The sequence below is a fragment of the Azospirillum canadense genome, from assembly GCF_025961225.1.
Lineage (GTDB): Bacteria > Pseudomonadota > Alphaproteobacteria > Azospirillales > Azospirillaceae > Azospirillum > Azospirillum canadense.
Genome location: NZ_JAOQNG010000001.1, coordinates 1,604,738 through 1,631,336 on the forward strand (window position 1 = coordinate 1,604,738; position 26,599 = coordinate 1,631,336).

The 26,599-nt window shown below is 68.0% G+C and carries 28 protein-coding genes; 16 read left to right on the top strand and 12 right to left on the bottom strand.

The genetic code is table 11. The annotated features are described in order from the left end of the window. The first annotated feature begins 14 nt into the window (after nucleotides 1-14). From M2351_RS07570 to M2351_RS07580, 3 genes are all read left to right on the top strand, one after another. On the top strand, nucleotides 15-443 hold the full coding sequence (locus M2351_RS07570) for a YgaP-like transmembrane domain (RefSeq protein ID WP_264655500.1): 429 nt from the start codon (nucleotides 15-17) through the stop codon (nucleotides 441-443). Between the two features lie 306 nt (nucleotides 444-749). Next, nucleotides 750-1,535 carry an enoyl-ACP reductase FabI gene (gene fabI / locus M2351_RS07575; RefSeq protein WP_264655501.1) on the top strand — a complete coding sequence of 262 codons (786 nt, stop codon included), beginning with the start codon at nucleotides 750-752 and terminating at the stop codon, nucleotides 1,533-1,535. Nucleotides 1,536-1,805: 270 nt separating this feature from the next. Next, a complete protein-coding gene (locus M2351_RS07580; protein ID WP_264655502.1) occupies nucleotides 1,806-2,216 on the top strand; it encodes a bacteriohemerythrin in 411 nt (136 codons plus the stop codon). Nucleotides 2,217-2,230: 14 nt separating this feature from the next. Here the strand turns inward: M2351_RS07580 and hutG are convergent, their stop codons facing one another. Then, nucleotides 2,231-3,055: an N-formylglutamate deformylase gene (gene hutG / locus M2351_RS07585; RefSeq protein ID WP_264655503.1), complete on the bottom strand. Its 825-nt coding sequence runs from the start codon at nucleotides 3,053-3,055 to the stop codon at nucleotides 2,231-2,233. Nucleotides 3,056-3,178: 123 nt separating this feature from the next. Further along, entirely contained in the window at nucleotides 3,179-3,520 is a 342-nt protein-coding gene (locus M2351_RS07590; protein WP_209772215.1) for an ArsR/SmtB family transcription factor, read from the bottom strand. Between the two features lie 263 nt (nucleotides 3,521-3,783). Here M2351_RS07590 and M2351_RS07595 point away from each other — a divergent pair, with 263 nt between their 5' ends. The 5 genes from M2351_RS07595 to M2351_RS07615 all read left to right on the top strand — a co-directional run bounded on the left by M2351_RS07595 (nucleotide 3,784) and on the right by M2351_RS07615 (nucleotide 8,690). Further along, on the top strand, nucleotides 3,784-4,254 hold the full coding sequence (locus tag M2351_RS07595; RefSeq protein ID WP_264655504.1) for a DUF3299 domain-containing protein: 471 nt from the start codon (nucleotides 3,784-3,786) through the stop codon (nucleotides 4,252-4,254). 127 nt (nucleotides 4,255-4,381) lie between these two features. Beyond that, nucleotides 4,382-5,566 carry a hypothetical protein gene (locus M2351_RS07600; RefSeq protein ID WP_264655505.1) on the top strand — a complete coding sequence of 395 codons (1,185 nt, stop codon included), beginning with the start codon at nucleotides 4,382-4,384 and terminating at the stop codon, nucleotides 5,564-5,566. A gap of 28 nt (nucleotides 5,567-5,594) precedes the next feature. Next, nucleotides 5,595-6,899: a glycosyltransferase family 4 protein gene (locus tag M2351_RS07605; protein ID WP_264655506.1), complete on the top strand. Its 1,305-nt coding sequence runs from the start codon at nucleotides 5,595-5,597 to the stop codon at nucleotides 6,897-6,899. Further along, the gene (locus M2351_RS07610) at nucleotides 6,892-7,845 is read left to right on the top strand and encodes a hypothetical protein (RefSeq protein WP_264655507.1); all 954 of its coding nucleotides are present in this window, start codon (nucleotides 6,892-6,894) and stop codon (nucleotides 7,843-7,845) included. The genes M2351_RS07605 and M2351_RS07610 overlap by 8 nt, the downstream gene beginning before the upstream one ends. Further along, entirely contained in the window at nucleotides 7,842-8,690 is an 849-nt protein-coding gene (locus tag M2351_RS07615; protein ID WP_264655508.1) for a glycosyltransferase family 2 protein, read from the top strand. The genes M2351_RS07610 and M2351_RS07615 overlap by 4 nt, the downstream gene beginning before the upstream one ends. Before the next feature lie 16 nt (nucleotides 8,691-8,706). Here the strand turns inward: M2351_RS07615 and M2351_RS07620 are convergent, their stop codons facing one another. The 4 genes from M2351_RS07620 to M2351_RS07635 all read right to left on the bottom strand — a co-directional run bounded on the left by M2351_RS07620 (nucleotide 8,707) and on the right by M2351_RS07635 (nucleotide 13,292). Further along, entirely contained in the window at nucleotides 8,707-9,174 is a 468-nt protein-coding gene (locus tag M2351_RS07620; protein WP_264655509.1) for a helix-turn-helix domain-containing protein, read from the bottom strand. Nucleotides 9,175-9,296: 122 nt separating this feature from the next. Continuing rightward, on the bottom strand, nucleotides 9,297-10,097 hold the full coding sequence (locus M2351_RS07625) for a glycosyltransferase (RefSeq protein WP_264655510.1): 801 nt from the start codon (nucleotides 10,095-10,097) through the stop codon (nucleotides 9,297-9,299). Continuing rightward, on the bottom strand, nucleotides 10,094-13,039 hold the full coding sequence (locus M2351_RS07630) for an SLBB domain-containing protein (RefSeq protein ID WP_264655511.1): 2,946 nt from the start codon (nucleotides 13,037-13,039) through the stop codon (nucleotides 10,094-10,096). Before M2351_RS07630 ends, M2351_RS07625 begins: the two co-directional genes overlap by 4 nt. Nucleotides 13,040-13,088: 49 nt before the next feature. Further along, a complete protein-coding gene (locus tag M2351_RS07635; protein ID WP_264655512.1) occupies nucleotides 13,089-13,292 on the bottom strand; it encodes a hypothetical protein in 204 nt (67 codons plus the stop codon). Here M2351_RS07635 and M2351_RS07640 point away from each other — a divergent pair. Then, the gene (locus tag M2351_RS07640; RefSeq protein WP_264655513.1) at nucleotides 13,291-13,896 is read left to right on the top strand and encodes a putative metalloprotease CJM1_0395 family protein; all 606 of its coding nucleotides are present in this window, start codon (nucleotides 13,291-13,293) and stop codon (nucleotides 13,894-13,896) included. The genes M2351_RS07635 and M2351_RS07640 overlap by 2 nt on opposite strands. 21 nt (nucleotides 13,897-13,917) lie before the next feature. Here M2351_RS07640 and aguB read toward each other — a convergent pair whose 3' ends face one another. Continuing rightward, the gene (gene aguB, locus M2351_RS07645) at nucleotides 13,918-14,814 is read right to left on the bottom strand and encodes an N-carbamoylputrescine amidase (RefSeq protein WP_264656850.1); all 897 of its coding nucleotides are present in this window, start codon (nucleotides 14,812-14,814) and stop codon (nucleotides 13,918-13,920) included. A gap of 132 nt (nucleotides 14,815-14,946) precedes the next feature. After that, nucleotides 14,947-15,078, bottom strand: a complete 132-nt coding sequence (locus tag M2351_RS07650) for a hypothetical protein (protein ID WP_264655514.1) — start codon at nucleotides 15,076-15,078, stop codon at nucleotides 14,947-14,949. Between the two features lie 308 nt (nucleotides 15,079-15,386). Between M2351_RS07650 and M2351_RS07655 the strand changes: the two genes are divergently transcribed. Further along, nucleotides 15,387-15,854 carry a MarR family winged helix-turn-helix transcriptional regulator gene (locus tag M2351_RS07655; protein ID WP_264655515.1) on the top strand — a complete coding sequence of 156 codons (468 nt, stop codon included), beginning with the start codon at nucleotides 15,387-15,389 and terminating at the stop codon, nucleotides 15,852-15,854. A 78-nt stretch (nucleotides 15,855-15,932) separates the two neighbouring features. On the opposite strand, the gene M2351_RS07660 is transcribed toward M2351_RS07655, so the two are convergent. Then, nucleotides 15,933-17,240, bottom strand: a complete 1,308-nt coding sequence (locus tag M2351_RS07660) for a pentapeptide repeat-containing protein (protein WP_264655516.1) — start codon at nucleotides 17,238-17,240, stop codon at nucleotides 15,933-15,935. Nucleotides 17,241-17,454: 214 nt separating this feature from the next. On the opposite strand from M2351_RS07660, the gene phoU reads away from it, so the two are divergent. Next, on the top strand, nucleotides 17,455-18,180 hold the full coding sequence (phoU, locus tag M2351_RS07665; RefSeq protein WP_264655517.1) for a phosphate signaling complex protein PhoU: 726 nt from the start codon (nucleotides 17,455-17,457) through the stop codon (nucleotides 18,178-18,180). Between the two features lie 91 nt (nucleotides 18,181-18,271). Beyond that, nucleotides 18,272-18,715: a hemerythrin domain-containing protein gene (locus M2351_RS07670; RefSeq protein WP_264655518.1), complete on the top strand. Its 444-nt coding sequence runs from the start codon at nucleotides 18,272-18,274 to the stop codon at nucleotides 18,713-18,715. 210 nt (nucleotides 18,716-18,925) lie between these two features. Here the strand turns inward: M2351_RS07670 and M2351_RS07675 are convergent, their stop codons facing one another. Both M2351_RS07675 and M2351_RS07680 read right to left on the bottom strand, forming a co-directional pair. Beyond that, nucleotides 18,926-19,174: a ChaB family protein gene (locus M2351_RS07675; RefSeq protein ID WP_264655519.1), complete on the bottom strand. Its 249-nt coding sequence runs from the start codon at nucleotides 19,172-19,174 to the stop codon at nucleotides 18,926-18,928. Nucleotides 19,175-19,371: 197 nt separating this feature from the next. Next, nucleotides 19,372-20,223 (bottom strand): helix-turn-helix domain-containing protein, encoded by an 852-nt coding sequence (locus M2351_RS07680; protein ID WP_264655520.1) that lies wholly within the window; start codon nucleotides 20,221-20,223, stop codon nucleotides 19,372-19,374. Nucleotides 20,224-20,664: 441 nt separating this feature from the next. Between M2351_RS07680 and M2351_RS07685 the strand changes: the two genes are divergently transcribed. The 4 genes from M2351_RS07685 (at nucleotide 20,665) to M2351_RS07700 (ending at nucleotide 25,453) form a co-directional block, all read left to right on the top strand. Further along, nucleotides 20,665-22,266: a DegQ family serine endoprotease gene (locus M2351_RS07685; protein WP_264655521.1), complete on the top strand. Its 1,602-nt coding sequence runs from the start codon at nucleotides 20,665-20,667 to the stop codon at nucleotides 22,264-22,266. A gap of 106 nt (nucleotides 22,267-22,372) precedes the next feature. Continuing rightward, nucleotides 22,373-23,179 (top strand): glycosyltransferase family 2 protein, encoded by an 807-nt coding sequence (locus tag M2351_RS07690; protein ID WP_264655522.1) that lies wholly within the window; start codon nucleotides 22,373-22,375, stop codon nucleotides 23,177-23,179. After that, on the top strand, nucleotides 23,176-24,876 hold the full coding sequence (locus tag M2351_RS07695) for an ArnT family glycosyltransferase (protein ID WP_264655523.1): 1,701 nt from the start codon (nucleotides 23,176-23,178) through the stop codon (nucleotides 24,874-24,876). The genes M2351_RS07690 and M2351_RS07695 overlap by 4 nt, the downstream gene beginning before the upstream one ends. A 175-nt stretch (nucleotides 24,877-25,051) precedes the next feature. Further along, a complete protein-coding gene (locus M2351_RS07700) occupies nucleotides 25,052-25,453 on the top strand; it encodes a hypothetical protein (RefSeq protein ID WP_264655524.1) in 402 nt (133 codons plus the stop codon). Here the strand turns inward: M2351_RS07700 and M2351_RS07705 are convergent. Then, nucleotides 25,440-26,369 carry an ROK family protein gene (locus tag M2351_RS07705; protein WP_264655525.1) on the bottom strand — a complete coding sequence of 310 codons (930 nt, stop codon included), beginning with the start codon at nucleotides 26,367-26,369 and terminating at the stop codon, nucleotides 25,440-25,442. The two genes, M2351_RS07700 and M2351_RS07705, sit on opposite strands and share 14 nt — an antisense overlap. Between the last annotated feature and the right edge of the window lie 230 nt (nucleotides 26,370-26,599).

The window sequence follows — 26,599 nt, forward strand, 5'->3', positions numbered from 1 at the left end:
ACAGGAGGAACAGCATGGCGATGATGAGCCACCAAGCCTCGGACCACCAAATGCCGGCCCGGACCGAGGATTACGAGCGGATGATCAACGTTGGCCATACCGAGCGGCTGGTGTCGCTCGTCGGGGGCGGGCTGCTGGCCGTACTCGGGCTCCGTCGGCCAACGGTCGCCGGTGCGGCGATGGCGCTGGCCGGCGGGGCGCTGGTCGCCCGCGGGCTGACGGGCTATTGCCCGGGCAAGGCGCTGATCGAGGAGCGTTTCGGCCACCACGGCCATGACGCGCGGACCATTCCCGCCCAGGATGTGGAGCACGGGCGAGACCGCTTCTCGCGACATCCCGGCGACATCTATTCGGAAGCCTGCGACGAGGAGAAGGTGGACGAAGCGTCAAAGGAATCCTTCCCCGCCAGCGATCCGCCGTCATTCACACCAGGCACTGCGTGACCGCGGATTGCCCGCCCTTTAGAAAGCCCTCCCCACCGGGGAGGGCTTATTTCGTTCAGCGTCGAATTTGTTTGATCTCGGTCATGGCGGTGCACCCAAGTTCGTGGTAGGTGCATCATCACATCTATTCTCGCCTTTCGCGCATGCACGTTCGGTTACGGAAGCATAAAGAGATAATGTCTGTTTTATTGCGACTTTAACTCGTTGCCTATATCCTTCGTCTGGATTATGTTGCGTTGCACAACGAGGGTGTTCCATTTCGCTCACCCCGTCCTCCGGCCACTCTGAAACCCGGGAAAGTCAGCCATGACCACGATTATTCCTGCTGCCGCCACTCTCGAAGGCAAGAAGGGCCTCGTGCTCGGCATCGCCAACGATCAGTCGATCGCGTGGGGCTGCGCCCGCGCCTTTCGCGCGCTCGGCGCGGATCTCGCGATCAGCTACCTGAACGAGAAGGCGAAGAAGCACGTCGAACCGCTGGCGAACCAGCTTGAGTGCGAAATCTTCGAGCCGGTGGACGTCACTGGCGAGGGCCAGCTGAAGGCCATGTTCGAAAAGATCGAACAGAAATGGGGCAAGCTCGATTTCGCGCTGCACTCCATCGCCTTCGCGCCCAAGGAGGATCTGCACGGCCGCGTCGTCGACTGCACGCGCGAGGGCTTCCAGATGGCGATGGACGTGTCCTGCCACTCCTTCCTCCGCATGGCACGCTACGCGGAGCCCCTGATGAAGGACGGCGGCACGCTGTTCACCATGTCCTACTTCGGCGCCAACCGCGTGATCGACAATTACGGCGTGATGGGGCCGGTGAAGGCCGCGCTGGAGAGCTGCGTGCGCTATCTCGCGGCGGAACTTGGCCCGAAGGGCATCCGCGTCCACGCCATCTCCCCGGGTCCGATCAAGACCCGCGCCGCGTCGGGCATCGCCCATTTCGATGAGCTGATGGCCAAGGCGGCGGAGCGCGCGCCGGAGCAGCGGCTGGTGACCATCGAGGAGGTCGGCTACACCACCGCCTTCCTGGCGACCGACGGCGCCAAGGGCATCACGGGCGACACCACCTACGTGGATTGCGGCTACTCGATCGTCGGGTAAACGACCGGTTCAGGGAGCGGATTGTCGCTCCTTCTTCCAATATTGGCCGGCGGGGCGGGCGAAGACGGCAAGTCTTCGTTCGCCCTGTCGCGTGAAGGCGAGCAGGTGCGGCAAATTGCCATGTGACGATCGTATGTGTAGGGACTTGTCGAAAATACGCCCATAATCCGACGGCCAGGACGCCCATCAGGACATTCTGCCCACCAGGACACGCTGCAAGTCCAGGCGACGAATCCGGGGCGGCCCTGGGTGTGAGGATCCGGAGGGTTCATGGGTGTCATTTCCTGGCGGCGGCAGCTCAGCGTCGGACAGCCGTCCATCGACGAGGATCACAAACACCTGATCGAGTATCTGAACGAGCTGGACGCGGCGATGAACGGCCGCGTGTTTTCGCCAGTGCGCGTCGCGAAGATCCTGATGAAGCTGCTGGAATACACGCAGCAGCACTTCGCCCGCGAAGAAAAGATCATGCAGAAGGTCCACTACCCGAAGTTCGACGAGCACGTGCACCAGCATCACGAGGCCGTGCGGATCCTGAGCGAGCTTTCGGACGCCTTCACCAAGGAACCGAATCACCAGAACGCGGAGCGCATCTACAAATTCACCGCCAAATGGCTGGTGAACCACATCATCATGCAGGACACGCTGCTGACGCCCTACGTGCGCGGCGTGTGGATGTAGAAAGGCGGGCTATCTTAAAGGAGCGAACCGCGACGGCGCGTGGACGCCTTTTCCCAGGCCCACTCGACGATCACGCTCAACATTCGCTCCAGCGACGGTCGCACGTCTTGAGCCAAGTCCTCGCGGAAGCGGAAAGGGGCGTCCTCGTCCATGTAGGTGCGCTGCGACAGCTCCAGCTGCACCGTGTGGATGTTGTCGTCGGGATTCCCGTAATGGCGGGTGATGAAGCCGCCCTTGAAGCGGCCGTTAAGGACCGACGAATAGCGGCCGGAGGTGGCCAGCACGTTCATCAGGCGGCCGACCAAGGCCGCCGCCGCCGTTCCGCCGCCGCCGGTGCCCAGATTGAAGTCGGTCAGCTGCCCGTCGAAGAAGCGCGGAACCACGGACCGGATGGAATGGGCGTCGAACAGCACGGCCACGCCGAACCGGTCCTTCAACGCCTGCAACTCCCCGCGCAACTGTTCGTGGTAGGGGCGCCAGTACGCGCCGACGCGCCGATCAACCTCGGCCGCATCGGGTTCCTGCCCTGGTTTGTAGAGAGGCTGGTTGTCGAAGCTGGTGAGGGGGCACAGCTCGGTGTTGTTGGCACCGGGGTAGAGAACACTGCCGGCCGGATCGCGGTTCAGGTCAACCACGTAGCGCGAACAGGTCGCCTTCAGGTACCCGATCCCCAGCGCCGGGGCAAAATGGTAGAGACGGTCTAGGTGCCAGTCCGTGTCCGGCACAGCCAGCGCCGCGTCGGTCATGGTGGCGGCGATATCAGGCGGTACCGCGGTGCCGACGTGGGGAATGCTGAGCAGGACCGGGGTTTCCCCCGGCTGGAACCGGAACGCTTCCATGCCACGATCCTCGAAGCCGCCGCGGTTCGGGTGCACCGCAACATGACGGGGACTATGGTATGTCCGTTCCCGACCGTCAAACCATATTGCGATTTTGTTATAACCTTTTGCCTTTTAAGGAAATTATGGTTCCAGGTCGCCCTCGCTTTCCGCAACGTGGTCGACCATGTCGGACAGGACACGCCGGATGTGCTCGTCGGTGATCAAGTAGAAGACCCGATTGCCGCGCCGTTCCGCCTGGATCAGCCGCCCCGCGCGCAAAAGCCGCAGATGATGGCTGACCAGGGAGGGCGACAGCGCGAGCGCCGTCGCCATGTCGCCGACGGAGGTCGGCGTTTCCAGGCAGGCCAGGATGATGCGCAGCCGCGACGGGTCGCTCATCAGGCGGAACATGTCCGCCAGTTCGGTGGTCTGGTCTTCGGACAGCCGCAAGTGCGCCGGCTTCGAGGTGGGCCCTTTTTGCATGCCCCTGGCGTTCCCCAATGTTGATGCCCCTGAAAAAGTATAGGCAGAGCCCCCGCTCAATCCTATAGGGCGGCGTACGAATGTCCGAAGACAGGGGGTGGCCGGGCCCTTCCGTATGGCCGTCCTGTAGCCGAGGTCCGTCCTGTTGACGTCTGGCGGATAAGGGTGAACAATCCTGTCCAAAGCATAAGGCCCAGCCGACGGTCGGTTCCTTTGGTGGCAACCGTCGTGGAACCAGGGTCCGGAACTGAGGGAGGACAGCCATGACGTCACGCCGACAGCTGCTGATGCCGCTGGCGCTCGCGCCCGTGGCCGGTTGGGCCATCTGGGCAACCGGCACCACGGAGCCGAGCCACCCCGTCGGCCCCTTTCACCTGCCGCTGGATGACACCACCGCGCTGTGGCGCGACCTCGTGCAGGTGCGGATGGACGGACCGGCCGCCGACCCGAAGTTCCCGACCCGCGTGACGGCGCTGGATGGAAAGCAGGTCACCGTGCGCGGCTTCATGATTCCGTTGAGCGATGCGGCGGCCCACAACCGCTTCATTCTGGCCGCCAACCCGATTTCCTGCCCGGCCTGCCAGAGGCCGAACCCCGCCACCATGCTGCACGTCCACAGCCAGATCCCCATGCGCGAATCGCAGGAGCCGGTGGTGCTGAGCGGCACACTGCGGCTTCACCCGCAGGAAGGGCTGTTCTACCGTTTGGACCGCGCCGAGCAGCGCTACGCCTGATCGGCGTCCATTCCGATCTTTTCACGCGTCATGCGGGTGTGTGATGGTGCCGGGCCGCGATCCTGCGGCATCCATACCGGCGAGAGGACGCGTGAAAAGATCGGATTGGGCGCCGTCGTTGCGAGCCTTGGGGCTTTTCCTCGCGTTGGCGCTTTACGGCCTGTTCAGCGCGCCCGCCCCGTCCGACATCCGCATGGCCGAGGCCGGCATAGGCCTTTTGCTCCTGCTGGCCATCGGCCTGCGGCGGCCGCTGTACGTCGCAACCGCCCACGCGTTGCGCGACCCCCGCCTGGACGGTTGGGAGACGCCGGCCGTGCTCGCCCTGGCTTGGCTGCTCTGGGTGCCGGTGCTGCGCGGCGTTTGGGTGGGCTGGGCGCCCGGTGACATGCTGCGGGATGTGGTTCCCCTGCTCTACCTGTTCCTGCCCGTGCTGCTCGTTCCGCTTCTGGACGATGACGCGGAGCTTGCCGTGCGCCGGCTCCGCTGGGGCTTGATGCTGGCCGGTGCGGCTTTCGCTCTGCGTTGGTGGAAACAGGCGAGTTGGGGATTCGGAGCGGTTGGGTCGCGAGCGATGGCCGACGGCGGCGTCTATCTGCTGAACGCCCCTTCGGTCCTGTTCGCGGCTATCGCCCTGCCGTTGACGGGAATCCAGATGGCGACGCGCGGTGGGGTGGCGCAGCGGACCGCCGGGGCGGTGTGCCTGGCCCTCGGCTTCCTGTGCTTGGGCGCCCTGGCCGGCGCGGTGCATCGGATGGCGCTCGGTCTCGCCGCGGCGGCTTTCCTGGTGGTCGGCGTCTGGCGGGTCCGCCGTGCGCCGCTGGCGGTCGGGTTGGCGCTCCTCGCTGTGGCCGGCGTGGTGTTGGCCTTTCCCGACATGGTCGTCGGCGCGCTGACGCAGGTGGCGGAGAAGAACCGGCTTGCCGGGGCGAACACGCGGTGGGAGGAGGCGGCTGCGGTCGTCGCGCTGACCATCGCCGATCCGGGCTCCTTCCTGTTCGGCCAGGGATGGGGGGCGCTGATCGCCAATCCGGCGGTGGGCGGCTGGCGCGTGTCCTACACCCACACGCTGCCGACCTACGCGCTGGCGAAGACGGGCCTTCTCGGCGCCTTGGCCCTGAGCGCCTACATCCTGGCGTTGGCACCCCGGGCCCTGTCGGCCCTGCGCTGCGATCCGCCGCTGGCCTGGGCGGTCCTGCCGCCGCTGGTGATGGCCTTTTGCGTGCACACAAGTTTCAAGTATCTGGATACCGGCCTGTTGCTGACCTTGCTGCTTCTCACCGCGGAGCGCCGGAACGCGTTGTCATCGTCCTGACCGAAAGGCATACTTATGCGTGCTTTTCATGCGACGGTGTCGGCCCTTGGCGCATTCCCCTTCCATCCTCTTCGTCAACCGCGTGTTTCCTCCAGACAAAGGGGCGACCGGTCGTTGTGCGTTCGACTTGGCGCAACGGATGGCGTCGGCCGGTTGGCGGGTGACCGTGGTGGCCGACGGCGATGGGCCAAGCGCCGCGCCGCCCGGCGTGACCGTGGTGCGCACGGGCGCCGGCCCGATGGACAGCGGGGCTGGGGAACATGGAAGCCGGCGCGGCGCAGCCACGATGGTTCGCGATTACCTGGATGCCTTGCGACGCCTGACGTCACGCGCCATGCGGCTGCCGCGCCACGACGTGGTGGTGACCATGACCGACCCGCCGCTGATGGCGCGGGTGGGGCCGATGCTGGCGGCTTGGCACGGTGCTGCTGCCGTCCATTGGTGCCACGACCTTTATCCGGCGCTGCTGCCGGTCCTTGGCTTGCGGATTCCGGATCCGCTGTACCGGCTGGTGGAATGGTCGGTGGCCGGGGCGCTGCGTCGGCATGATGCCGTGGTGGCGATTGGGCGCTGCATGGCGCGGCAATTGGGAGCGCTCGGCGTCCCGGCCGAGCGGATCGTGCTTCTGCCGAACTGGGCGGAGCCTGGCATCCGCCCGGTGGCGCGGGAGGACAACCGATTCCGTGCCGAACTCGGCCTCGGCGAGCGTTTCACCATAGCCTATTCCGGAAATCTGGGGCTGGCGCACCCGATGGGTGGCGTGCTCGATGCTGCCGCCGAACTCGCACGCACCGATCCGGACCTTGCCTTCCTGGTGATCGGGGAGGGGCGCGGCCGGCCGGCGCTGGAGACAGCCGCGGCATCGCGCGGCTTGCGCAACCTGCGCGTCTTGCCGCTTCAGCCGGTCGGACGGCTGTCCGAAAGCTTGTCCGCGGCCGATCTCCACCTCGCCAGCATGGATCCACGGGCCGAGGGGCTGCTCGTGCCTTGCAAGGTGGCGGGGGCGCTGGCCGCCGGCCGGCCCTGCCTGTTCCTTGGCCCGGCGGGAAGCGAGGCGGCCGCTCTCGTGGACGGCTGCGGCCGTGTGCTCGACCCGGCGGACGGCGCCGGGCTCGCCGCAGCAGTTCGCGGCTATGCCCGGGATCCGGTGCGTTGCGCGGAGGAGGGGCGGCGGGCGTTGTCCGCATCGGTGCGCTGGGGTGCCGACGCGGCGGCCCGGCGTTTCACGGCCTTGGCGGAGTCGCTGCTGGAGCGGGCGGCCCGTCCCGTGACGACCCCTGCCGTGGCGACACCGCTCGTCCGTGTGACCGGGCGGAGGCTTCCGCATGCCTGACGGGTCGTCGAGCCTGCGGTTGGGTGACGCCGGGGGGCTGTCCGGCCGTCAGCTGCGTGGCTTCGTGCACACCCTGCGGGAGGGGTGGCGGATCCCGCTGGCCGGTGCCCTCCTGGGGCTGTTGCTGGGCGCGGGCGCCATCCGCGTTGTGACGCCGCAATACACCGCCGGCATGGTTGTGGGACCAACGGCGCGGGTCGGCGCGGCGGCGATGGGCGCGCGCCTGCCCGTCCTGTTGGGGCACGATACGCCGCTCGCCGCGGCGGAGCCCGGACCGGGCGACGAGCTTCTGTCCGACTTCGGTCGCTATTTGGAGCTGTTCGGGTCCGTTCCCGTGGCGGAGCGGGTGATGGCCGACGCGGACCTGATGCGGGCGCTGTTTCCCGGCCGCTGGGACGCGGAGGCTGGCCACTGGCGTCCCGCGCCCGGAGTGCTGCCCTGGATGAAGCGCCTGTTCCTGGCGGCGGTTGGGCGGGAGGATTGGCTGGAGCCGGACCCTGAGCGCGTGTCGAGCGCGATGAAGGATCGCATCCTCGTCGAGATGGTGCGCAGCGGCCCCATGCGCCGGATCACCCTCCGCCATGCCGACCGGGAGATGGCCCTGCGCCTGTTGACCGCCGTCGCGTCGGCCACCGACGCGCATCTGCGGGCCGAGGCGGCGCGGCGGAGCGCCGCGCAGATCGCCCATGTCCGCGCGCGCTTGACCGGCATCACGGTTGCGGAGCATCGCCGCGCCCTGGCCGACCTGCTGTCGGAGCAGGAGCGCGTCGCCATGATGATCGAGGTCGACCTGCCGCTCGCCGCCGACGCGATCGTACCGCCCACGGCCGCCCGCCTGCCGGATTGGCCGAACCCCATCCTGGTGGTGCCGGTGACGACGCTGGTGGGTCTGGTCGCGGGCGCGGTGTTCCTATCGCTCCGCACCGTCTGGCGGGCGGGCGCATGATCCCGGTGTCCGTCGTGGTGATGACGCGCAACGAGGCCGCCAACCTTCCGCATTGCCTCCCGGCGCTGGAACGGTTCGCGCAGGTTTTCGTGGTCGACAGCGGCAGCACCGACGGCACCGTCGTCATCGCCCAATCTTTCGGCGCCATGGTTGTGCCCTTCCGGTGGGACGGCCGCTATCCGAAGAAGAAACAATGGTGCCTCGATCACTTGCCCTTGTCCCACGACTGGGTGCTGGTCGTGGACGCCGACGAACGGCTGGGCGAACCGCTGGTCGCGGAAATCGCGCGACTGATGGCGGATGGACCGCGCCACGCCGCCTATTTCATCGATGGTCGTCCGGTGTTCCTCGGCCGGCGGCTCCGCTTCGGGGCCGGCAACCGCAAGCTGGCCCTGCTGGACCGGCGGCGCGCCCGCTTCCCCGAGGTGCCCGACCTCGACGTCGCCGCCATGTGGGAGGTGGAGGGGCACTATCAGCCGGACGTCGCCGGCAGCGTCGGGCGCCTGCGCCACACGTTGGACCACGCGGACGATAAGCCGCTGTCCGCTTGGTTCGACCGGCACAACCGCTATTCGGACTGGGAGGCCGCCCTGCGCGCGGACAGCCGCATGGCGGCGCTGATCGGGCGGGAAACCGGGCTGCGGCGCTGGCTGAAGCGGGCGCTCCACCGCGCGCCGGGGAGACCGCTGCTGGTTTTCCTGCACGCCTACCTGCTTCGCCTGGGATTCCTGGACGGGCGGGCGGGGCTGGACCACGCGCTGGCGCGGGCCTTCTACTACTGGCAGGTGGGCGTCAAAACGCGCGACGCCGGGCGATGCAGGGCGCCCGGCGTGTCACGGTGGTGAAGTGTGCCTTGAAGGGTCAATCGTCCTCGTCCGTGGCCTTGTCGCCGCCCAGCGCCTTCAGCAGATCGAAGGTGCGCTTGCGCACCGACGCGTCGTCGATGCGGTAATAGGCGCGGACCAGCTCCAGCGTCTCGCGCCGGGCCATGGACTCGAACTCCTCCGTCTCCGACGGCGGCAGATCGGGCGAGGGGGTCGCGATGTGCTCCGGCGACGGCATGTCGTCGAAGAAGTAGCTGACCGGTACGCCCAGAACCTGCGACAGGTTGAACAGCCGGCTGGCGCTGATGCGGTTGGATCCGCGTTCATACTTCTGCAGCTGCTGGAAGGTGATGCCGACCGCCTCGCCCAGCTTCTCCTGGCTCAGCCCAAGCAACGTGCGACGCAGGCGCAGCCGCGCACCGACATGGATGTCGATGGGATTGGGGCCCTCGCCGCGGCGCGACAGCGTGTGGGCGGGCGCGAGCTTGGTCTTGGTCGAGCTCATCAAATTGACCCTCAGTATGGAGGCGGCAAGCACCACCGGGGAAAATGGTTAGTTCAGAAAGTAAATTGTATGCAACCATTCGTGCGTATCAACACCTTCCTGCACTGTCCAGGGGTGAAAAATCACAAAAGACAGGATGTATCAGAGGGGTGGAAACGAAATTTCTCGTAGAGTCGCGGAACATGCCGTCGCATGGTCAAGGTCAAGCATTGAAGGCCGAACAATGTTGCGTTTCCAAGGATTCCGTACCCCAACAGGTCGCTCCGGATGGTGCACTGCTCGCGGCGTCCCAGGTTGGCCTGCCGTTGCGACCGACCGTTGGGGGCGAATTCGCACAAGGAACAGGGACTCAGGACGGCACGGCCACCCCGACTCAGGACGCCCAACGTAAAGGCGTAATCCGCGGCCACCGCGAAGCGCGTGTCGAAGCGCAGGTCGGCCACGGCGCCGCGCCGGTACAGCATCGCTTGGTGGTGGGTGAACATGCCCAGCGCCGCCCACCGGTGGGAGCGCGCCCGCTTCATAACCACACGCCCGTCCGGCAGCCGCTCGTGCGCGTGACCGTAGATCAGGTCGGCGTCCGGCTCGCGCCCGGCCAACCGAGCGAGATGGTCGAGGACGAAGGGGCCGGCCAGCCGATCGCCGGCGTTGAGGAACAGGACATGGCTGGCCGTGGTGACCGCCAGTGCTGCTTCCAGCGCGATGTTCATGGCGTCGTAGAGGCCGCCGTCAGGCGCTGACCGGCACCACGCCGTCTCGTGCGCGTGTTCGGCCAGCCATTCGGCGGTCCCGTCGGTGGAGGCGCCGTCCACCACGATCCAGTCGAACGCTTGGGACGTCTGCTCCCGCAGGCTCTGGTGGGTGGCGATCAGGCCGGCCCGGTCGTCGCGTACCACGGTCAGGATGGCGAGGCGGACGCTCACCGCGCGATCACCGACACCGACGCGGCGGTGATGGCCAACTGTCCGAGGATGCTGCCGATGCTCTTGGAAAATTCCAGGAAATCGAAAGGCTTCGGATCCCGCGGCACCACCAGCATCGACCCCGGCGGGATCGCCTGGACCATGTGGTTCCAGGACGACAGCGCCAGCGGCTGGGCCCGCCCGTCGGGGAGCACCAGGAAGACGCGGTCGGAATCGGCGTTGCGGGTGGGCCCGCCCGCTTCCCGCAGGTAATCGTCCTGGGTCTTGCCGCTGACGAACTGGGCCGCGACGGGGTGCTGCACCTCCCCGGTCACGGTGACGGTCAGCGTCCGCTTCGGCACGTTGATGCGGTCGTCCGGTTCCAGCAGCGGGTCGAGGTCGGGCCGGCCGCGCAGCACCATCGGATCGGCTTCCACCACGATGCGCCCCAAAGGCTCGACTCCGCGCAGCTGGGTGGCCAGTTGGCGGGCGAGCCCGACCACGTCGGACCGCGCGGCCTCGCCCTTTTCCACCTCGTGCACCATCCATTCCTCAAGCTCGCGGGCCTTCTGGGCGTAGACGTCGCGCTCGCGCCGCCGTTCGCTTTCGCGCAGGAACACGGTCCCGGCGGGATAGGCCTCCGCGGTCAGGCCGCCGGCCCGGTCGATCAGCGAGGACAGCCGCTCCCCGCGCGCGATGTCGTAGCTGCCGGGACGCCGCACCGCGCCGGCGATGGTCACCGCGCGCGTCTCCATGGCCTGGGCGGCGGGGTTGACGCGGATGGCGTCACCGGGCCCCGCGGTCAGGCGTTCGGCCGCCGCCAGATCGACACGCCGCCGCGTTCCGTTCGCCGCCGTGATCTCCACGGCGCCGGGATCGGCGGTGGCGGCAAGCCCACCCGCCGCCGCGACGAGCGCCTCCAGCGTCGCCGCCTCGGCGACCGGATAGGGACCGGGGGCGCGCACCGCACCCCGAACCTGGACGATGCGCTCGCCGAGCAGGGCGACGACCGCTGGCGGAATCGGTTCTTCCGCCGTTGGCGGAGCGGGTTCGGCCGGCGTCGGCGACAGCAGGGCGCGGACCCGGTCCGCGGAAAACAGGTGTACGCGGTCACCATCGGCCAGCTTGCGGTTGGCGCGGCCGGCCGCGACCTCTTGCGGCGAGAAGGGGATCAGCGCGCGGGCGAGCGTCCGCCGGTCCGTGCGCTCGATGACGCCGAGCAGCGGGTAGACGTCCCGCTTCAGCGCTCCGCCGCCGGTCAGCGCGTCGCGCAAGGTCGCCCCACCGGCCAACGGCCGCACGCCCGGCCGGCGCACATGGCCGACCAATTCGTACAGGGGCTCGTCGGATTCGACGATCACGCCTTCCGCGGCCGTGCGGCCTCCGTATGCCCCGCCAGAGGATGCCCCGCCGTAGGACGGCGTTTCCAAACCACCCGCCGCGCGCGCGAGCGCTTCCCTTCCGGCACCTGCGGCGGAGGGATAGAAGCCCGGCCTTGGCACACCGCCGAGCAGGAGCGTGGAGTGCTCCAGCGCGAAGGCCAGCAGGTCCGGCACCGCGTCGAACAGGGGCGGGCAGGCGATGCGCGAACCGGTCAGCTCGGCCGCGGCGCGGGCCTGCGGTCCCTTCGCCAGGGGGCCATCGGGCCGGGCGGCCAAAGCGCGCGCGAGCACCACGAGGCCTTGGCAGGATTCCGCCGCGGGCGCCTTGGCGCCGCGCAGCAGGTCGAGCACGGGCTCCGATGTTAGAAAATCAACGTCGTCGGCGCCCAGCACGTAGAGCGCGTCGCCCTCAGTGAGCGAACGGCGGTCGCGCCCGCGAAGCACCGCCGCCAAGTCGACGGGCACCAGCGTGCGCGAGCGGGTCGCCGGGTCTTTCGCGGCGAGGACGGCGAAGGGCAGGTACGGCTCCGGCCGAAGGTCGGCTTTGGTCAGCAGCGCGTCGAGGCTGCGCGCGGCGGCGAGCGCCCGCGGACCGGGACGCAGCACGTGCCCCTCCAGCCGGACCTCGCCCCGGCGGTCTTCCCGCAGCGGGGCCAGGGACAGCAGGTCGCCATCGGCCAGGACGGGTTCCGGTGCCCCGCCGAGTTCCTCCGTGGTTTCCTCGCCGTTCGGACCGATCGCGAAGCGCAACGCGCGTTGCGCGCCGGGGCGCAGCACCCCGCCGGCCAGTTCCTTCGCCTCGGCCAGCGTCAGCGCGTTGCGGTCTGGGGGAAGTTCGTAGATGCCCGGCCGGTTGACCGGCCCCATGACGGCGAGGGTGGGGCCGAGCGGCGGCACGAACAGCCGGTCGCCGTCTCGAAGGCGCAGGCCCGCCTGAGCCCCGTTCCCGGTGATGAAAAGATCGTAGAGGTCAACGGCGCGGCTGTCGTCGCCCGCGCCGGCGCGGAACAGGCGGATGCGGCGCAGGGAACCGGAACGGGTGACCCCACCCGCGGCCGACAAGGCGTCGAGCAGGGTGCCGAAGGCGCCGATCTCGTGACGGCCGGGCCTTCCGACGGACCCGGTCACCAGGACGCCGATGCGCCGGACCTCGGTGACCGACACGAAGACATCGGTGTTGGGGTAGGAGGACGCCACGGCCCCGGCCAGTTCGGTGCGAAGCTCCGCCAGGGTCAGGGCCTGGGCAACGACGGGGCGCACGTCGTCGACGGTGAGCAGGCCGGCGTTGTCGATCACGTACCGCTTGCTGACGGATTTCTGCCCGCGCAGCGACACCAGCAACTCGTCCCCCGGGCCGAGCGCGTAGTCGGCCTGCACGGCGCCGGAGCTGTTGTGGGTGGCGCTGTCCGGGCCGAACTGGTCATAGCCGAACTGCCGGAGCGGGTTTGCGGCGCGGGCCGAATAGGCGACCTCCACCGGCGAGGCGGTGGTCTGCCCCGCTTGAGGCGCGTTTGGCGGAGGGTGGGGCGACCGCGCCGGCTCGGTGGCCAACGCCGCGAATGCCCACAGGGCCAGCGCCATCCAAGGCGCCACCCAGGACACGACGCGAGCAAAAATCCTGCGTGTCGCTTCAAGCATCAACTGTCGTGGCCTGCGCCGCGTCCACCAGCGGGATGCTGGTACTCTGGACGGAATACCAATGCGTGTGATTTTCGGGAAAAACAATCGTTTTCGCGTGATGCGACCAGCCGTACACCGCCCCGTTGCCGTCGCGCCGGTGCGGGTGTATCGTCATTATCCTGTCGGGGGAGAGCGCGCGGGGATCGCGGGCCATGATTTCGGGTGTGTCGTCGAACGCTCTGTCCGGGCTGTCGCGCCTGCGCGCCGGCCGCGGGGTGTCCGCGTCCGGCGCCGCCGACCCGTCCGCACAACCGGCATCCGACCAGCAGCAACAGCAGATCCAGGCGCTCCAGCGCGCCGACACCAGCGTGCGCCAGCACGAGGCGGCGCATCAGGCGACGGGCGGACCCTACGCCGGCGGCGCCTCCTTCACCTACACGCGCGGCCCGGACGGCAAGAACTACGCGACCGCCGGGGAAGTCCCGGTGGACACCAGCCCGGAGCGCGACCCGCAGGCCACCATCCGCAAGATGGAGACGGTCAAGGCCGCAGCCTTGGCGCCCGCTGATCCGTCGCCGCAGGATATGCGTGTCGCGCAGCAGGCGGACGCTGCAAAGGCGCAGGCCCAGCAGGAACAACGCAGTGCGTCATCGGGAACGGGCGGCGCCGGAGAGGGCACTTCCAGGGGCGGAACACCCGGGGAACGGCCCCCCGAAAACGGATCCGCCGCCCCGGCGTTGGCGGCGCGCGGGGCGGCGGCATATGGGGCGGCTTCCGCGATCGGGCGGCGACCGGCCTACGCCGGCATCACCGTCTGACCGCCCGCCTCTGGACGGTCATCAGCGCCGGACCGGCGTCTCACCGTCCAGGGTCATCAACGGGCCGTACAGTTCCGGACGGCGGTCGCGGAACACGCCCCAGGAGGCGCGCTGCGCAGCGATCCGGTCAAGGTCGAAGCTGGCGGTCAGCACCGTCTCGCTTTCGCGGTCGGCCTGCTCCACCAACTCGCCCGTCGGCCCCGCGATGAAGGAGGAGCCGTAGAAGGTGATGGCGCAGGTCTCCCCCTGTTCCCGCCCGACGCGGTTGGACGCGACCAACGGCATCAGGTTGGCACCGGCATGCCCCTGCATCACCCGGGTCCAGTGGGCTTGGCTGTCGAGCGAGGAGTCCTGCGGCTCCGACCCGATGGCGGTCGGATAGAGCAGGACCTCCGCGCCCTTCAGCGCCATGGCGCGCGCTGTTTCCGGGAACCACTGGTCCCAGCAGATCGCGCAGCCGACCGCCGCGTAGCGCGTCTTGTAGACCTGGAATCCGGTGTCGCCGGGGCTGAAGTAGAATTTTTCCTGATAGCCCGGCCCGTCGGGAATGTGCGACTTGCGGTAGACGCCGAGCACGGAGCCGTCGGCGTCGATCATGGCGATCGAGTTGTAATAGGCGTTCCGCGCCCGCTCGAAGAAGCTGGTCGGGATGACCACCGAAAGCTCGCGCGCCAGCGCGCTCATCCGGGCGATGACCGGGTGGTCCTCCACAGGGTGCGCGAGCGCGAAGAGATCCTGCTTCTGGTCCTTGCAGAAGTAGGGAGTCTCGAACAGTTCCTGCGGCAGGATGATCTGGGCGCCGCGCGCCGCCGCCTGGCGCACCAAGCGCTCGACGCCGGCCACGTTGGCCTCGCGGTCCCAACCGCAGGCCATCTGGGTGGCGGCAAGGGTAACGGTGCGTCCGGAGGTGGGGCGCATGCTGCGGTGCTCCTGTGCTCTGATCTGCTGCGTGGTGGCGGTGGTGCCCGACGACGGGGCGCCGGCCCCTGATTGCTTGGCCATGTTCGGCCCGGCGCCTTTTTGGGGACGGCGCGTGGCTTTCGCAACCCTTCACGCCGCCGGGAAAACGACTGTCACAAACTCTTCAACAAACGCGCGGCGCTCCGCGTCTTCCAGCCGGGTGCGCTCGGCGCGTTCGGCAAAAGGAATGGAAGAGCATACCTGAGTATGATGCGTCGACACGTCGCTCCATCCGTGTATCCGCTTCCCATTCTTGCCCACCTTCGGAAATTTGAGCGATGATGTTCATAACGCGGATTTTTCGCATCCATGCGGCTGGCGGAACCGCCGCTGCGCCGACATTGCTTGGTCACGCATTGTCTTTACGCATTTTTCGCGAAACGATATGATCAATGGAGTGGTTTTTAATTGCTCTAGAGGGGTGCCGAGCGCTGCGTCCCCCTCGGTGCGGCTGCTGAAAGATTGCTTTTATGGAACGGAGAATCAAGAGACAGGAGCCCGACATCGTCTGCGCGCAGGTCGGTCGGCCGATGACCGAATCGCAGGGGTCCGAGGGCAACCTGTCCCATGCCGCGCGGGAGGTGCATCGTGCGTTTGCACGCGCCCTGCAGAACCGCATCTCCAGCCATGGCGTCAGTATGGGGCAATGGTATTTCTTGCGCGCCCTGTGGGACGAGGACGGACTGACCCAACGCGAGTTGAGCCAGCGCGTCGGCATGATGGAGCCGACGACCGTCACCGCGCTGAACAACATGGAGCGGCAGGATCTGGTGCGGCGCGTCCGCAACCCGCACGACCGGCGGAAGGTCAACATCTTCCTGACGCCGAAGGGCAGGGCGCTGCGCACCGACATTCTGCCCTGCGCGAACGAAATCGCCCAACAGGCGACGCTCGGCATTGCCCCCGGTGAGATCGCGACGGCGATCAGCGTACTGCGCCGCGTCGCGTCCAATCTCGCCAGCCTTCCCGTGATGGACATGGACGACGAACTGGGCTGAGGTCCCGGTCGCTCGGGAAGTTCGATCGGGGCGATCATACGGTCGGCGGCTGGACACTTCCCGTGCCCGCCGACCGCATCAGTCGTCGAGATCGGGGGGCGGGGGCAGGCTGGCGCCGGTCAGGTTGGCCCCGGTGAACTTGGCGTCGCGGATGTTGGCGTCGCTCAGGATCGCCCCGGTCAGGTCCGCGTTCGAGAAATCGCAGCCGGCCAGATTCGCTCCGCGCAGATTGATCCGCACGCAGGACGCGCCGGAGAAGTTGCAGCCGGTGAGGTTGGCGGCCCACAGCCGTCCGGTGGGCTTCCCGTCCGGACCCTTGATGTCCACCCAGCCAATGCCGGCCCCGTCGAAGCGGGCACCGCTGAGATTGGCGCCGCGCAGCGTGGCGCCGTCGAGGATGGCGCCGGTGAAATCGCTCTCAGACAGATCGGCGCCGGAAATGTCGCACATGATCAGCAGCGCGTCGCGCATCTTGGCGCCGGTCAGTATGGCGCCCTTCAGGTTGGCGCCCGACAGGTTCACGCCGTGCAGGTCGATGTGCGACAGGTCGGCCCCGCCGAGGTCGGCGCGGGCGCCCATAGCGCCGTTGGTGTTGATCCAGGTGTAATGGCTGTGCAGCGATTCCTGGATCTGCACCGAGAAATTCTCAGCGGAACGGGCGAGGTTGGCGCCGGTGGTGTCGGCCCCGGCGAGGTCCGCGCCCTCCATCCTGGCGCCCTGAAGGTCGGCGTTCCGCAAATTGGCCCCGGCCAGCACCGTGCCGGTCAGGTTGGCGTCGCGCAGAATTGCGCCTTGAAGATTCACGCCCGACATGTTGCAGCCGCGCAGGTCGGCACGCGCGAGGTTGCAGTTTTTCATGCTGGACCGCATCATCGTCGCGCCGGTCATCAGCGCGCCTTCGCAGTCGGCCCCGTTCATCGAAACGTCGGTCAGGTCGGCGCCGGACAGGTTGGCGTTGGCCATCATGGCGTCATCGAAGTCGCTGCCGGTCAGGTCCGATCGGACGAAATCCAGGCCTTTCCCGCCTTTGCCGCCGCCGCCGTACAGCAGGGCGCCGCCGCGCAGGTCGGCCTCCTTCAGGATCGCGCGCTTCATCTTCGCGCCGCGCATGCGGGCGCCGCGCAGGTCGGCGCGGTAGAGATTGCAGCCCGTCAGATCGGCCTTGGTCAGGTGCGCCGCGAACAGGTCCGCGTGGCTGAGGTTGGCGTTGGACAGGTCGCAATGCGCCAGGTTGGCGCCGGACAGCTTCCCCTGGGTCAGGTCGACGCCCGACAGGTTCGACCCTTCCAGGTTTCCCATGGTCAGGTTGGCACGGCTTCCACCGGCTTTGTTCTTCAGCCATCGCTCGTGCTTTTCAAGCACGGCGACCAACTCGTGTGGCGTCATGGCCAGACCCGATGTCAACCGTTGCAAATCGCCCTGTCCCAGGGGAGCGGGCGCGGATTACCGAAATCCTGGGCCAGTGTCATAAGATAATCTCTTTCATTCGTTAAGATGGTTCGCCGCCCCGCGGCATCGGCGACCTCGTCGCCGGCTGGAGTGGAAGAAGCGTCACAGACGCGGGGCAAGCGCTATGGGGCCATCAAGGAGGGTTTTGGGAATGAGCACGGGACACACGGTCGCGGCCTTCGACGCCGAACTGGCGCAGCTGCATCGGATCATCGTGACCATGGGGCAGCGGGTGGAGACTCAGTTCGCCGCCGCGCTGGAGTGCATCACCGAGCGCGACGCCGAGAAGGCGGCGGACATCATCCGCAACGATGCGGAAATCGATCGGCTGGAACTGGAACTGGAGGGGATGTGCGTCCGCCTACTGGCGCTTCGCCAGCCCATGGCCAAGGATTTGCGGGACATCGTGTCGGCACTGAAGATCGCTTCCAACCTGGAGCGGATGGGGGATTTCGCGGGTTCGGTCGCGAAGCGCGCGGTGACGCTGGCGGCCCTGCCGGTAGCCCCGCCCGTGGCGTCCTTGTCCTGGATGGGCCAGACGGTGCTCGGCATGATCCGCGACATGGTGCGCGCCTACGAGACGCAGGACGCTGAGCTTGCCATGTCCGTCCGCAACCGCGACGGCGATGTCGATTCGGCCTACACCAGCCTGTTCCGGGAATTCCTCACCTACATGATGGAAACCCCGACCCAGATCACCGGCTGCACGCATCTGCTGTTCGTCGCCAAGTCGATCGAGCGCATCGGCGACCACGCAACCAACGTGGCGGAAAACGTCTGCTACATGGTTCAAGGCCGCCTGCCGTCGGAGGAGCGCGTGAAGGGCGACCTCAGCAGCTTCGCGGTGGTCAACGACCGGCCGGAGGATGGAAAGTAGGCTTCAACCGGCGCAACGGCGCGGGACCGGGGAACCGACGGCTCCGCCCGCGGTTCTTCGATCCGGGCGCAGCAACCGGAGATCGGCCGCCATGATTGCCGCGATCATCGAACAGGACCACGACGCCGGTCGGGAATTTTTCGCCGACATCGGCAACGAAACCCAACCCGCCTGGGAAGGGCGCGCGGGCGGGATGGAAGCCTTCGCTTCCCTTTGGGAACGCCACGGAACGATGCTGGAACGCGCTGTCGCCCCACGCCTGTCCGCGCTGGCCCTTCACGCCGACCTGGAGGCGCTGCTCGCCCAGCAACGGCTTGTGGTGGAGCGGGCCCGCGACCTGGTGCGGCGCGCGTCCGGGCGTGACGCGGATGGGCGCTGGTTGACCGACTTTGAAGGGCTGAAGACGCTGTTCGATGATCAATGCCGGCGCGAATCGGCGCAACTGCTTCCGATGATCCGCGACCGCGCCGCGCCCGAGGACGTTGCCGAGATGACCCGCATCGCCCGCTCGCTGCGGGAGCAGCGGCCGGGGTGATGCCCCGTCCGCCGTCCCGTGGCGATCGGTCGGGTTCTAAAGCGAACTAACGTTCGCTTTAGATTCAAATGGCCTCACACGCCGGCTCTCAGCGGATGCCCGTGGCATCCGCCTGCCGCCAGCGGGAACAAAGTTCCCGCGAGAGGCCGGGCTTCGGCCGCACGTGCGGCCGGGACCGCCGTCGCGGTCCAAAGCGGATCGCAATCCGCTTTAATGCTTCGGCTTCCAGCCGTCTTGATGCTTCGGCTTCCAGCCGTTGCCCACCCGTTCATACCGGCGCTCCACGGCCGCCCAAGCGACCTTGCGCGCCAATTCTTCGCGTTGAAGGGCCTGCCGGGCGGCGGGCGACCGGCAGCCCTGCCAAGCGTTGTTGAACGCGGAGCGGTAAATATCCTGGGCCGCGGGAGGCAGGTTGGCCTTCACCGAGTCGGGAAGCTCCGTGTTGGTGCGGTAGGTCATGAGCGATTTCCTCCGTACATTCTTCAATTTCTTTTTCAAACAGTATAGACCGATGTTCCTCACCGTTTGTAGGGGTTTTCCGGGGCAGGCGACTTCTCAGCGTCGGGCACCGGTGAAAACGCGCAACGCAAAAGGCCCTTCCCCGGCTGGCGGGGAAGGGCCTTTTCACGAACCCAAGCGGATGACGAAACCCGATTTTATGGCGTGCGGCGCGCGGTGCGGTGGGCCGGGATCGGGATGGGGCGAATCGCCTGTTCTTCACGGCGGCTCGCCGACATATCGATCTCGATCCGGGCCAGCGCCTTGCGCAGTTCATGCACAGCGTCGGACAGTGCCTGGATCGAGTCCTCGCCCGGCTGCTGGCGCCAGCCGCGGTAAGCGGCCAGGCACCCGCGCGCGGTGTCCCGCAGGCGGGCCTCCACGGCGTCCACCGGCGGCGGGTTGCTGCCGGTGCGCGGCGCTTCCCCAGCGGCGACCGGTGCCGCGGACGGGGTTGCCGCCGCGGCGGGCTGGACCGGTTCCGGCGCCAGCTGCGCGACCGGCTGGGGATCCGGACGGTTCAAGCGAAGCGTCTCGGTCTGCTGCGGGGCCGCGCGGCGTTCCTCGACCTGCGGAGCGGCCGGCTGCGCCGCTGCGGCCGGGGGAACGGACGCACGCACCTCCGGCTTCGGCGCTTCGGCGACCGCCTTCGGGCGGCGCTCGGCGCGTGCCGCGGGCTTGACGGCCGGCGGAGCGGACGATTCGGCAACAGCCGATGCCGCCTCCTGGGGCTCAACCGCCGGCGGTTGTGTGACCGGCGCCTCGCTCACGGGCGCTTCGGCGGCTGCGGACTCGGCCGGAGCCTCGGCGGTGTCCTCGCCGGCTCCGCCGGCCGCCTCGGCCTTGCGGATGATGTAGGAGATGGCGCTCGGCGTGCACTCGAATTCTCGCGCGATCGCCGACAGGGTTGCGCCGGAACGATAACGCTCAAGAATCTGCGGCCATGCCGACTGGGGGATTCTTCCGCGCTTCTTTGGAGCCTCCGGTTCGGTCCCGGTTTCTGCGTTCATTATGTCGCTCGGTTGCCAAAGTGAATTTTGAGTCATTCGTCAGCTGCTTGGGCCGTATCGCACGCCTCTGACGCTGCGTGACGCGGGCGCGTACACGAGCGAAACGCCAGGAGCCGGTCTTGCGGGCGATGTTGTCGGTACCGATGAATATCGGGAACTTGCCGGGAAATTACCAGCAGAACTTTGCGCAGCAAAGCAAAATTGCGCCTATGCAGGACGCGCGAAGCCTTAGTCCGAACGCACGAACGCCGGTTGCGCGGCCGCTCCCTCGAAATGCATAGCGGTGTGCCGGGACGCCTTTTTAAAAGGCATGTTTGTTGTCGAGAATCCGCGGTCGTCTCCGTTTGAAAATCGCATGGTCCGGAATGCGTCGTGGCGCGTTCTGTTGAAAAGACGCGGTCCTCTTGAGGGCGCGTGCAGTCCGACTGGCGGAGTTCCTTCATGCCGCATTTTCCCCATCCCACCCGGCTCATGCCGCGCTTGGCGCGATTCACGGTCCAGGCCGGCGTCGTCGCGACCGCGCTGGTAACGCTGCCGATCGTTGCAATGCCGGCGAGCGCCCAGGATCAAGCTCAGGACCAAGCCCAGGGTTCCGCGCCGGCCACGCCCGCTCCGGCCACGACGATGCAGCCGGCACCCGTTTTGCGCGGTGCGTCGGCGGGCTTTGCCGACTTGGCGGAAAAGCAGGTCGACGCCGTCGTCTTTATTTCGACCACGCAGGCCGCCCCGCAGGCCGGCGCGCGTGGCCAGGAGGCGCCCGAATTCCCGCAGGGCTCGCCCTTCGAGGAGTTCTTCCGTGAATTCCGCAACCGCCAACGCGACCAGCAGCCCCAGCAACAGCAGCAGCGCCCGACCGCGGCGCTCGGTTCGGGCTTCATCATCGACGCCGCCGGCTTTGTGGTGACCAACGGCCATGTGGTGTCGGAAGCCGACGAGATTTCGGTGACGCTGCACGACGGCACCAAGCTTCCGGCCAAGGTGGTGGGGGTCGACACGCCAACCGACATCGCCCTGCTGAAGGTGGAAAGCCGCAAGCCGCTGATCGCCTCGGCCTGGGGCGACAGCGACAAGACCCGCATCGGCGATTGGGTGGTCGCCATCGGCAACCCGTTCGGGCTGGGCGGCACCGTCACCGCCGGCATCCTGTCGGCGCGGGCCCGCGACATCCAGCAGGGCCCGTACGACGATTACCTGCAGACCGACGCGTCGATCAACCGCGGCAACTCCGGCGGTCCGCTCTACAACATGAACGGCGAGGTGATCGGCATCAACACGGCGATCTATTCGCCGACCGGTGGTTCCGTCGGGATCGGCTTTGCCATCCCCTCCACGATTGCAAAACCGGTGGTGGACCAATTGCGCGAGCGCGGCCAGGTCCGGCGCGGCTGGCTCGGCGTGCAGGTGCAACGCGTAACCCCCGACATCGCCGACAGCCTGGGCATGCCAGACCCGAAGGGCGCGCTGGTCACCAGCGTGTCGCCGGAAAGCCCGGCGGGGAAGGGCGGGGTGCGGCAGGGCGACATCATCACCCGCTTCAACGGCAAGGCGATCGAGCAGATGCGCGAGCTTCCGCGCGTCGTCGCCGCGACGGAGATCGGCCGCAAGGTTCCGGTGGACGTCCTGCGCGAAGGCAAGCCCACGACGGTCGACGTCACGGTGGGCGAACTGGAGCAGCAGCAGCAGGTTGCGGCCGCGGGCTCCAGCGGCACCCCGCCGGCGACCTCGCAGGTCGAGTCGAAGAAGGTTCTTGGCCTGACGCTGTCGCCGCTGACCCCCGGTCTGCGCGAAGCCTTCTCCATCAACACCGACGTGGAGGGCATTGTCGTTACGGAGGTCGGCGACGCCAGCCCGGGCAACGACCGCGGCATCGAGGCCGGCGACGTGATCGTGGAGGCGGGGCAGGAGCCCGTGAAAACCCCGGACGAGTTGGACAAACGCATCCAGGCGGCACGGACGGAGGGGCGCAAGACCGTCCTGATGCTGGTCAGCCGCGACGGTGACCTCCGCTACGTTCCGCTGCCCATCGAGGACAAGAAGGGCTGAGGCGCCCCCAACACCCGCGACGTGCCACGCGGTCATACCTTTTCCTCTACCGTTCGTCCGGCGGCCGGCGTATTTTGCCGGCCGCTTGGCGAATGGGATTAGTCCAGTGAGCGTTCATTCCGAAGGCCGTCCGCCCGTTCGGCTGTCGGTCGTGGTCCCGGTCTTCAATGAGGCCGACAACGTCCTCCCCCTGCTTGAGGAAATCGAGCGGGCCCTGGCGCCGGTCGGCGATTTGGTCGGCGCCTTCGAAGTGGTCTATGTGGACGACGGGTCCAGCGACGACACGCTGCTCCGGCTTGCGCCGGTCGTCGCGGCCGGGCGCCTGCGGCTCATCCGCCACCTGAACCGCTCGGGCCAGAGCGCCGCCGTGCGCACCGGCGTAAAGGCGGCGCGCGGCGAATGGATCGCCACGCTCGACGGCGACGGGCAGAACGACCCGGCGGACATTCCCAACCTGTTCGCGCTGGTCGCCAAGGGCGGCCCGGACGCGCCGGTGCTGGTCGGCGGCTTGCGCAAGAAGCGCCAGGACACGTTGTCGAAGCGGCTGGCGTCCAAGTTCGCCAACGCGGTGCGCCAGTCCTTTCTGCAGGACGGCTGCACGGACAGCGGCTGCGGACTGAAGCTGTTCCGCCGCGACGCTTTCCTCGACCTTCCCTTCTTCGGGGCGATGCACCGCTTCTTGCCGGCGCTATTCCGCGCACACGGCCATCCGGTCGCCTACATCCCGGTCAATCACCGCCCGCGTGAGCGCGGCGTGTCCAAGTACAACAACTGGCGCCGCGGCCTGATCGGCGTGGTCGACCTGCTCGGCGTCTATTGGCTGAAGCGGCGCACCGCGCTGTCGGCGTCGGTGGAAACCTCCGGTGAGCCGGCCGGCGCCAAGAATGAGCCCGCCGTGGCGGGCGAACCGTGAGCGAGGCGTTGATCGACGCGGCCCCGGTTGCGCCGGCTGTGGTCCTCCAACGCAGTTTGCCGCTTTACGCCTACGCGTTGCTGGTGGTGATCAGCGTCCTGCTGTTCCTGCCGGGCTTCTTCGATCTTCCGCCCTTCGACCGCGACGAAGCACGTTTCGCCCAGGCGTCCTACCAGATGCTGGAAAGCGGCGATTACGTCGACATCCGTTTCCAGGACGAGGCGCGGCACAAGAAGCCCGTCGGCATCTATTGGCTCCAGACCGCGGCCACTGCCCTAGTCGATGGCGCCCTGGGCGATGCGCCGAAGGTCATCTGGACCTACCGCATTCCGTCCTTGCTCGGGGCGGTGGCCGCCGTGCTGGCGACGGCCTGGACCGGGGCTCGCCTGTTCGGCGGCACGGTCGGCTTCCTGGCCGGGTTGATGATGGCCTCCTGCGTCGTGCTGGGGGTCGAGGCCCGGATGGCCAAGACCGACGCCGTGCTGCTCGCCACCGTGGTGATCGGGCAGGCGGCGCTCGCCGGCCTCTACCTGAACCGCCATGCGGAGCGGTCCGGCTGGGGCGCCCCGCTCGCCTTCTGGATTTCGGCGGGAATCGGCATCCTGATCAAGGGGCCGATCGTCCTGCTGGTGTCCGGGACGACGGTGCTGGTCCTCGCGGCGGTCGACCGCAAGGCCGGCTGGTTGAAGCGGCTGCGTCCGTTGGCCGGGCTCGCCATCGTCGTCGCCATCGCAGCACCCTGGCTGGTCGCCATCGCCATCAAGACCAAGGGAGCTTTCTTCGCCGAATCCGTTGGGCACGACATGATGGGCAAGGTGGTCGGCGGGCAGGAAAGCAAGGGCCTGCCTCCCGGCTATTACCTGGGCACCTTCTGGGTGACCTTCGCGCCCTGGTCCTTCCTGGCGCTGCTCGCCGTTCCCTGGGCCTGGATCAACCGCCGCAGCGACGCGGTGAAATTCTGCATCGCCTGGGTTGTGCCGAGCTGGCTGGTGTTCGAGGCGGTTCCCACCAAGCTGCTGCACTACACGCTCCCGGTCTTCCCGGCCATCGCGATCCTGACCGCCTGCGCGGCGCAGGACCACTTCGCGCGTACCGCTACGGTGCGGCGGCGGGTCCTGCTGGTGATCGCCTCGGCCCTGGGCGTCGTCGGCTTCGGCGCGCTTGCCGCGGCGGTGGCGGTCATTCCTTACCTCGTGGACGGGCGCATCAACCCGGTCGGCGTTGCCATGCTGCCGGTCGTCCTGGTGCTGTACGCGCTGACCATCCGCCAGTTCGTGCAGCGGCGGGAGAAGGCCGGCTTCGGGGCCGGGCTCGCCGCTGCCCTGGTGCTGTACGTCTGCGCGTACGGCGCGGTGCTTCCGGCGATTGACGGCGTCTGGATCAGCCGGCAGGCGGAACGCGCGGTAGCCGCGGCGCGACCATGCCCGACGACCACGGTGGCCTCGGCCGGCTATTCGGAGCCGAGCCTCGTCTTCCTCCTCGGCACCGATACGCGGCTGACTCATGGCGCGGGGGCCGCGGAAGCGCTCGCCTCCGATCCCGCCTGCGCGCTCGCCCTGGTGGACAGCCGGGAGGACGCGGACTTCCGGTCCGCTCTGAAGGGGCTTGCCCCGGTGGAACTGAGCCGGCTGTCGGGCTTCAACTACAACACCGGAAAGCGCGTCACGCTGACCCTGTACGGCGCCGCGAAGCCCTGACATCGGGGGAGCCGGCGGCGCATGCACCATTGCGCCCCGGTGGTGCCTGTCCGCGTTGTCCGGGAAAGCATGCGAGGGCCCCCCGGCTGGGTACCCCGCATCCCCGCTGGACGTCCGACCGACGTTGCGGCGGAATCCGAACTCCGCTCTCAAACGGATGGAAGGCCGCCCCGTCATGCTCCGAACGATGACTTTCGCGACCCTTACGGTGCTCGCGCTTGCCGCGCCGGCGCAGGCACAGAAGCAGGAATATCCCCAGTGGATGTTCGATGAAATGGTGCCGACCGGCCCGTTCATGCGCCACATGGACGAAGCGCAGCCCGTTCCGGGCGCCCGCCCGTCGCACTGGGGCGCCATGGGCAAGAATGGCGAGTTCCGCGCCGGCATGCCGCAATACGGCACGGACAACCGCCAGAAGACCCCCAGCTATGCCCGCACGCAGTCGCTGACTCCGCCGGTGCGCGACGGGCGCGCCACCGCCAACACCGGCGGCGAACTGACGAACTCGGTGCCGCGCGAGGTGACCGTCAATCCGGACTTGGCGATCCAGCGCAGCAAGGCCTTCACGGGCAACTAAAATCCGGCCGCTCATCCGGGCGCCACAGCCACGCCGCACCGCGCACGCCGCTTGAATCGCCGTGCGCGGCGCGGCGTATCGGCGTGTCGATGCGGTCCGAAAAGGCCCAGCGCTCGACGATCGGGGGCAGGGCGTCGTACAGGAATTCCAGGTTCGACAGGCCACCGCCCAGCACGATCACGTCGGGGTCGACGATGTTCACGATGCCGGCCAGCCCCCGGCCCAGCCGGTCCGCGAGGCGGTCGAGGGTCGCGCGGCACGTCGCGTCGCCGGCCTGGGCGCGGGAGGCGATTTCCTCCATGGGCAGGGTTGCCCCGGTCACACGTTGGTGGTCGGCGGACACCGCCGGGCCGGAAACGAAGCACTCCAGGCAGCCGCGCTTGCCGCAGTAGCAGGCGGGACCCGGCAATTCGTCGCCGCTGGCCCAGGGCAGGGGATTGTGCCCCCATTCACCGCCGACGGCGTTCCGGCCCGCGAGCACCCGGCCGTGCACCACGATCCCGGCACCGCAGCCGGTCCCTAGGATGGCGGCGAACACGACGCCGCAGCCGGCGCCCGCACCATCGGCCGCCTCTGAAACCGCGAGGCAATTCGCGTCGTTTTCCACGCGTACCGGGCGGCCTAGCACGTCGGCCAAGTCACGGTCAAACGGCTTCCCGATGAGCCAGGTCGAGTTCGCGTTCTTCACCAGCCCGGTGGCGGGCGATACGATTCCGGGTATGCCGACGCCGACCTTCGCCCGTTCGCCGCCGGACTCCTCCTCCAAGCGGCGAACGAGGTCCGCGATGGTGCGTAGCGTGCCGGCATAATCCTCGCGCGGGGTGGGAACGCGCCGGCGGGCGCGCTGGTTTCCTTCCTGGTCGAGCACGATTCCTTCGGTCTTCGTGCCGCCAAGGTCGATGCCGATGCGGATCATGGGCGTGCCCCAGCCTTCGATTCGACGGTTCGGCCGTCTCCGGCGGGAATCCATAGCCGGAAAGGATCGCGCGCTTCAATCTGTGCCGCCGTGCGGAGGGAGGGCGGTGGTTGAGACAAATCGAACGGCGCCGCCCGATATGGGTTGACCGCCCTTTCGGATTGAGTAGAACCAGCGAAGGAATGGGCGGGATTCACCAATCTCCGCCCGACAACATGGCCATCGGAGCC

Coding starts and splice junctions, on each gene's coding strand:
- M2351_RS07570 (WP_264655500.1), top strand. CDS start 15: ATGGCGATGATGAGCCACCAAGCCTCGGACCACCAAATGCCGGCCCGG.
- fabI (WP_264655501.1), top strand. CDS start 750: ATGACCACGATTATTCCTGCTGCCGCCACTCTCGAAGGCAAGAAGGGC.
- M2351_RS07580 (WP_264655502.1), top strand. CDS start 1,806: ATGGGTGTCATTTCCTGGCGGCGGCAGCTCAGCGTCGGACAGCCGTCC.
- hutG (WP_264655503.1), bottom strand. CDS start 3,055: ATGGAAGCGTTCCGGTTCCAGCCGGGGGAAACCCCGGTCCTGCTCAGC.
- M2351_RS07590 (WP_209772215.1), bottom strand. CDS start 3,520: ATGCAAAAAGGGCCCACCTCGAAGCCGGCGCACTTGCGGCTGTCCGAA.
- M2351_RS07595 (WP_264655504.1), top strand. CDS start 3,784: ATGACGTCACGCCGACAGCTGCTGATGCCGCTGGCGCTCGCGCCCGTG.
- M2351_RS07605 (WP_264655506.1), top strand. CDS start 5,595: ATGCGACGGTGTCGGCCCTTGGCGCATTCCCCTTCCATCCTCTTCGTC.
- M2351_RS07610 (WP_264655507.1), top strand. CDS start 6,892: ATGCCTGACGGGTCGTCGAGCCTGCGGTTGGGTGACGCCGGGGGGCTG.
- M2351_RS07615 (WP_264655508.1), top strand. CDS start 7,842: ATGATCCCGGTGTCCGTCGTGGTGATGACGCGCAACGAGGCCGCCAAC.
- M2351_RS07620 (WP_264655509.1), bottom strand. CDS start 9,174: ATGAGCTCGACCAAGACCAAGCTCGCGCCCGCCCACACGCTGTCGCGC.
- M2351_RS07630 (WP_264655511.1), bottom strand. CDS start 13,039: ATGGCGCTGGCCCTGTGGGCATTCGCGGCGTTGGCCACCGAGCCGGCG.
- M2351_RS07640 (WP_264655513.1), top strand. CDS start 13,291: ATGATTTCGGGTGTGTCGTCGAACGCTCTGTCCGGGCTGTCGCGCCTG.
- M2351_RS07635 (WP_264655512.1), bottom strand. CDS start 13,292: ATGGCCCGCGATCCCCGCGCGCTCTCCCCCGACAGGATAATGACGATA.
- aguB (WP_264656850.1), bottom strand. CDS start 14,814: ATGCGCCCCACCTCCGGACGCACCGTTACCCTTGCCGCCACCCAGATG.
- M2351_RS07655 (WP_264655515.1), top strand. CDS start 15,387: ATGACCGAATCGCAGGGGTCCGAGGGCAACCTGTCCCATGCCGCGCGG.
- M2351_RS07660 (WP_264655516.1), bottom strand. CDS start 17,240: ATGACGCCACACGAGTTGGTCGCCGTGCTTGAAAAGCACGAGCGATGG.
- phoU (WP_264655517.1), top strand. CDS start 17,455: ATGAGCACGGGACACACGGTCGCGGCCTTCGACGCCGAACTGGCGCAG.
- M2351_RS07670 (WP_264655518.1), top strand. CDS start 18,272: ATGATTGCCGCGATCATCGAACAGGACCACGACGCCGGTCGGGAATTT.
- M2351_RS07675 (WP_264655519.1), bottom strand. CDS start 19,174: ATGACCTACCGCACCAACACGGAGCTTCCCGACTCGGTGAAGGCCAAC.
- M2351_RS07680 (WP_264655520.1), bottom strand. CDS start 20,223: ATGAACGCAGAAACCGGGACCGAACCGGAGGCTCCAAAGAAGCGCGGA.
- M2351_RS07685 (WP_264655521.1), top strand. CDS start 20,665: ATGCCGCATTTTCCCCATCCCACCCGGCTCATGCCGCGCTTGGCGCGA.
- M2351_RS07700 (WP_264655524.1), top strand. CDS start 25,052: ATGCTCCGAACGATGACTTTCGCGACCCTTACGGTGCTCGCGCTTGCC.
- M2351_RS07705 (WP_264655525.1), bottom strand. CDS start 26,369: ATGATCCGCATCGGCATCGACCTTGGCGGCACGAAGACCGAAGGAATC.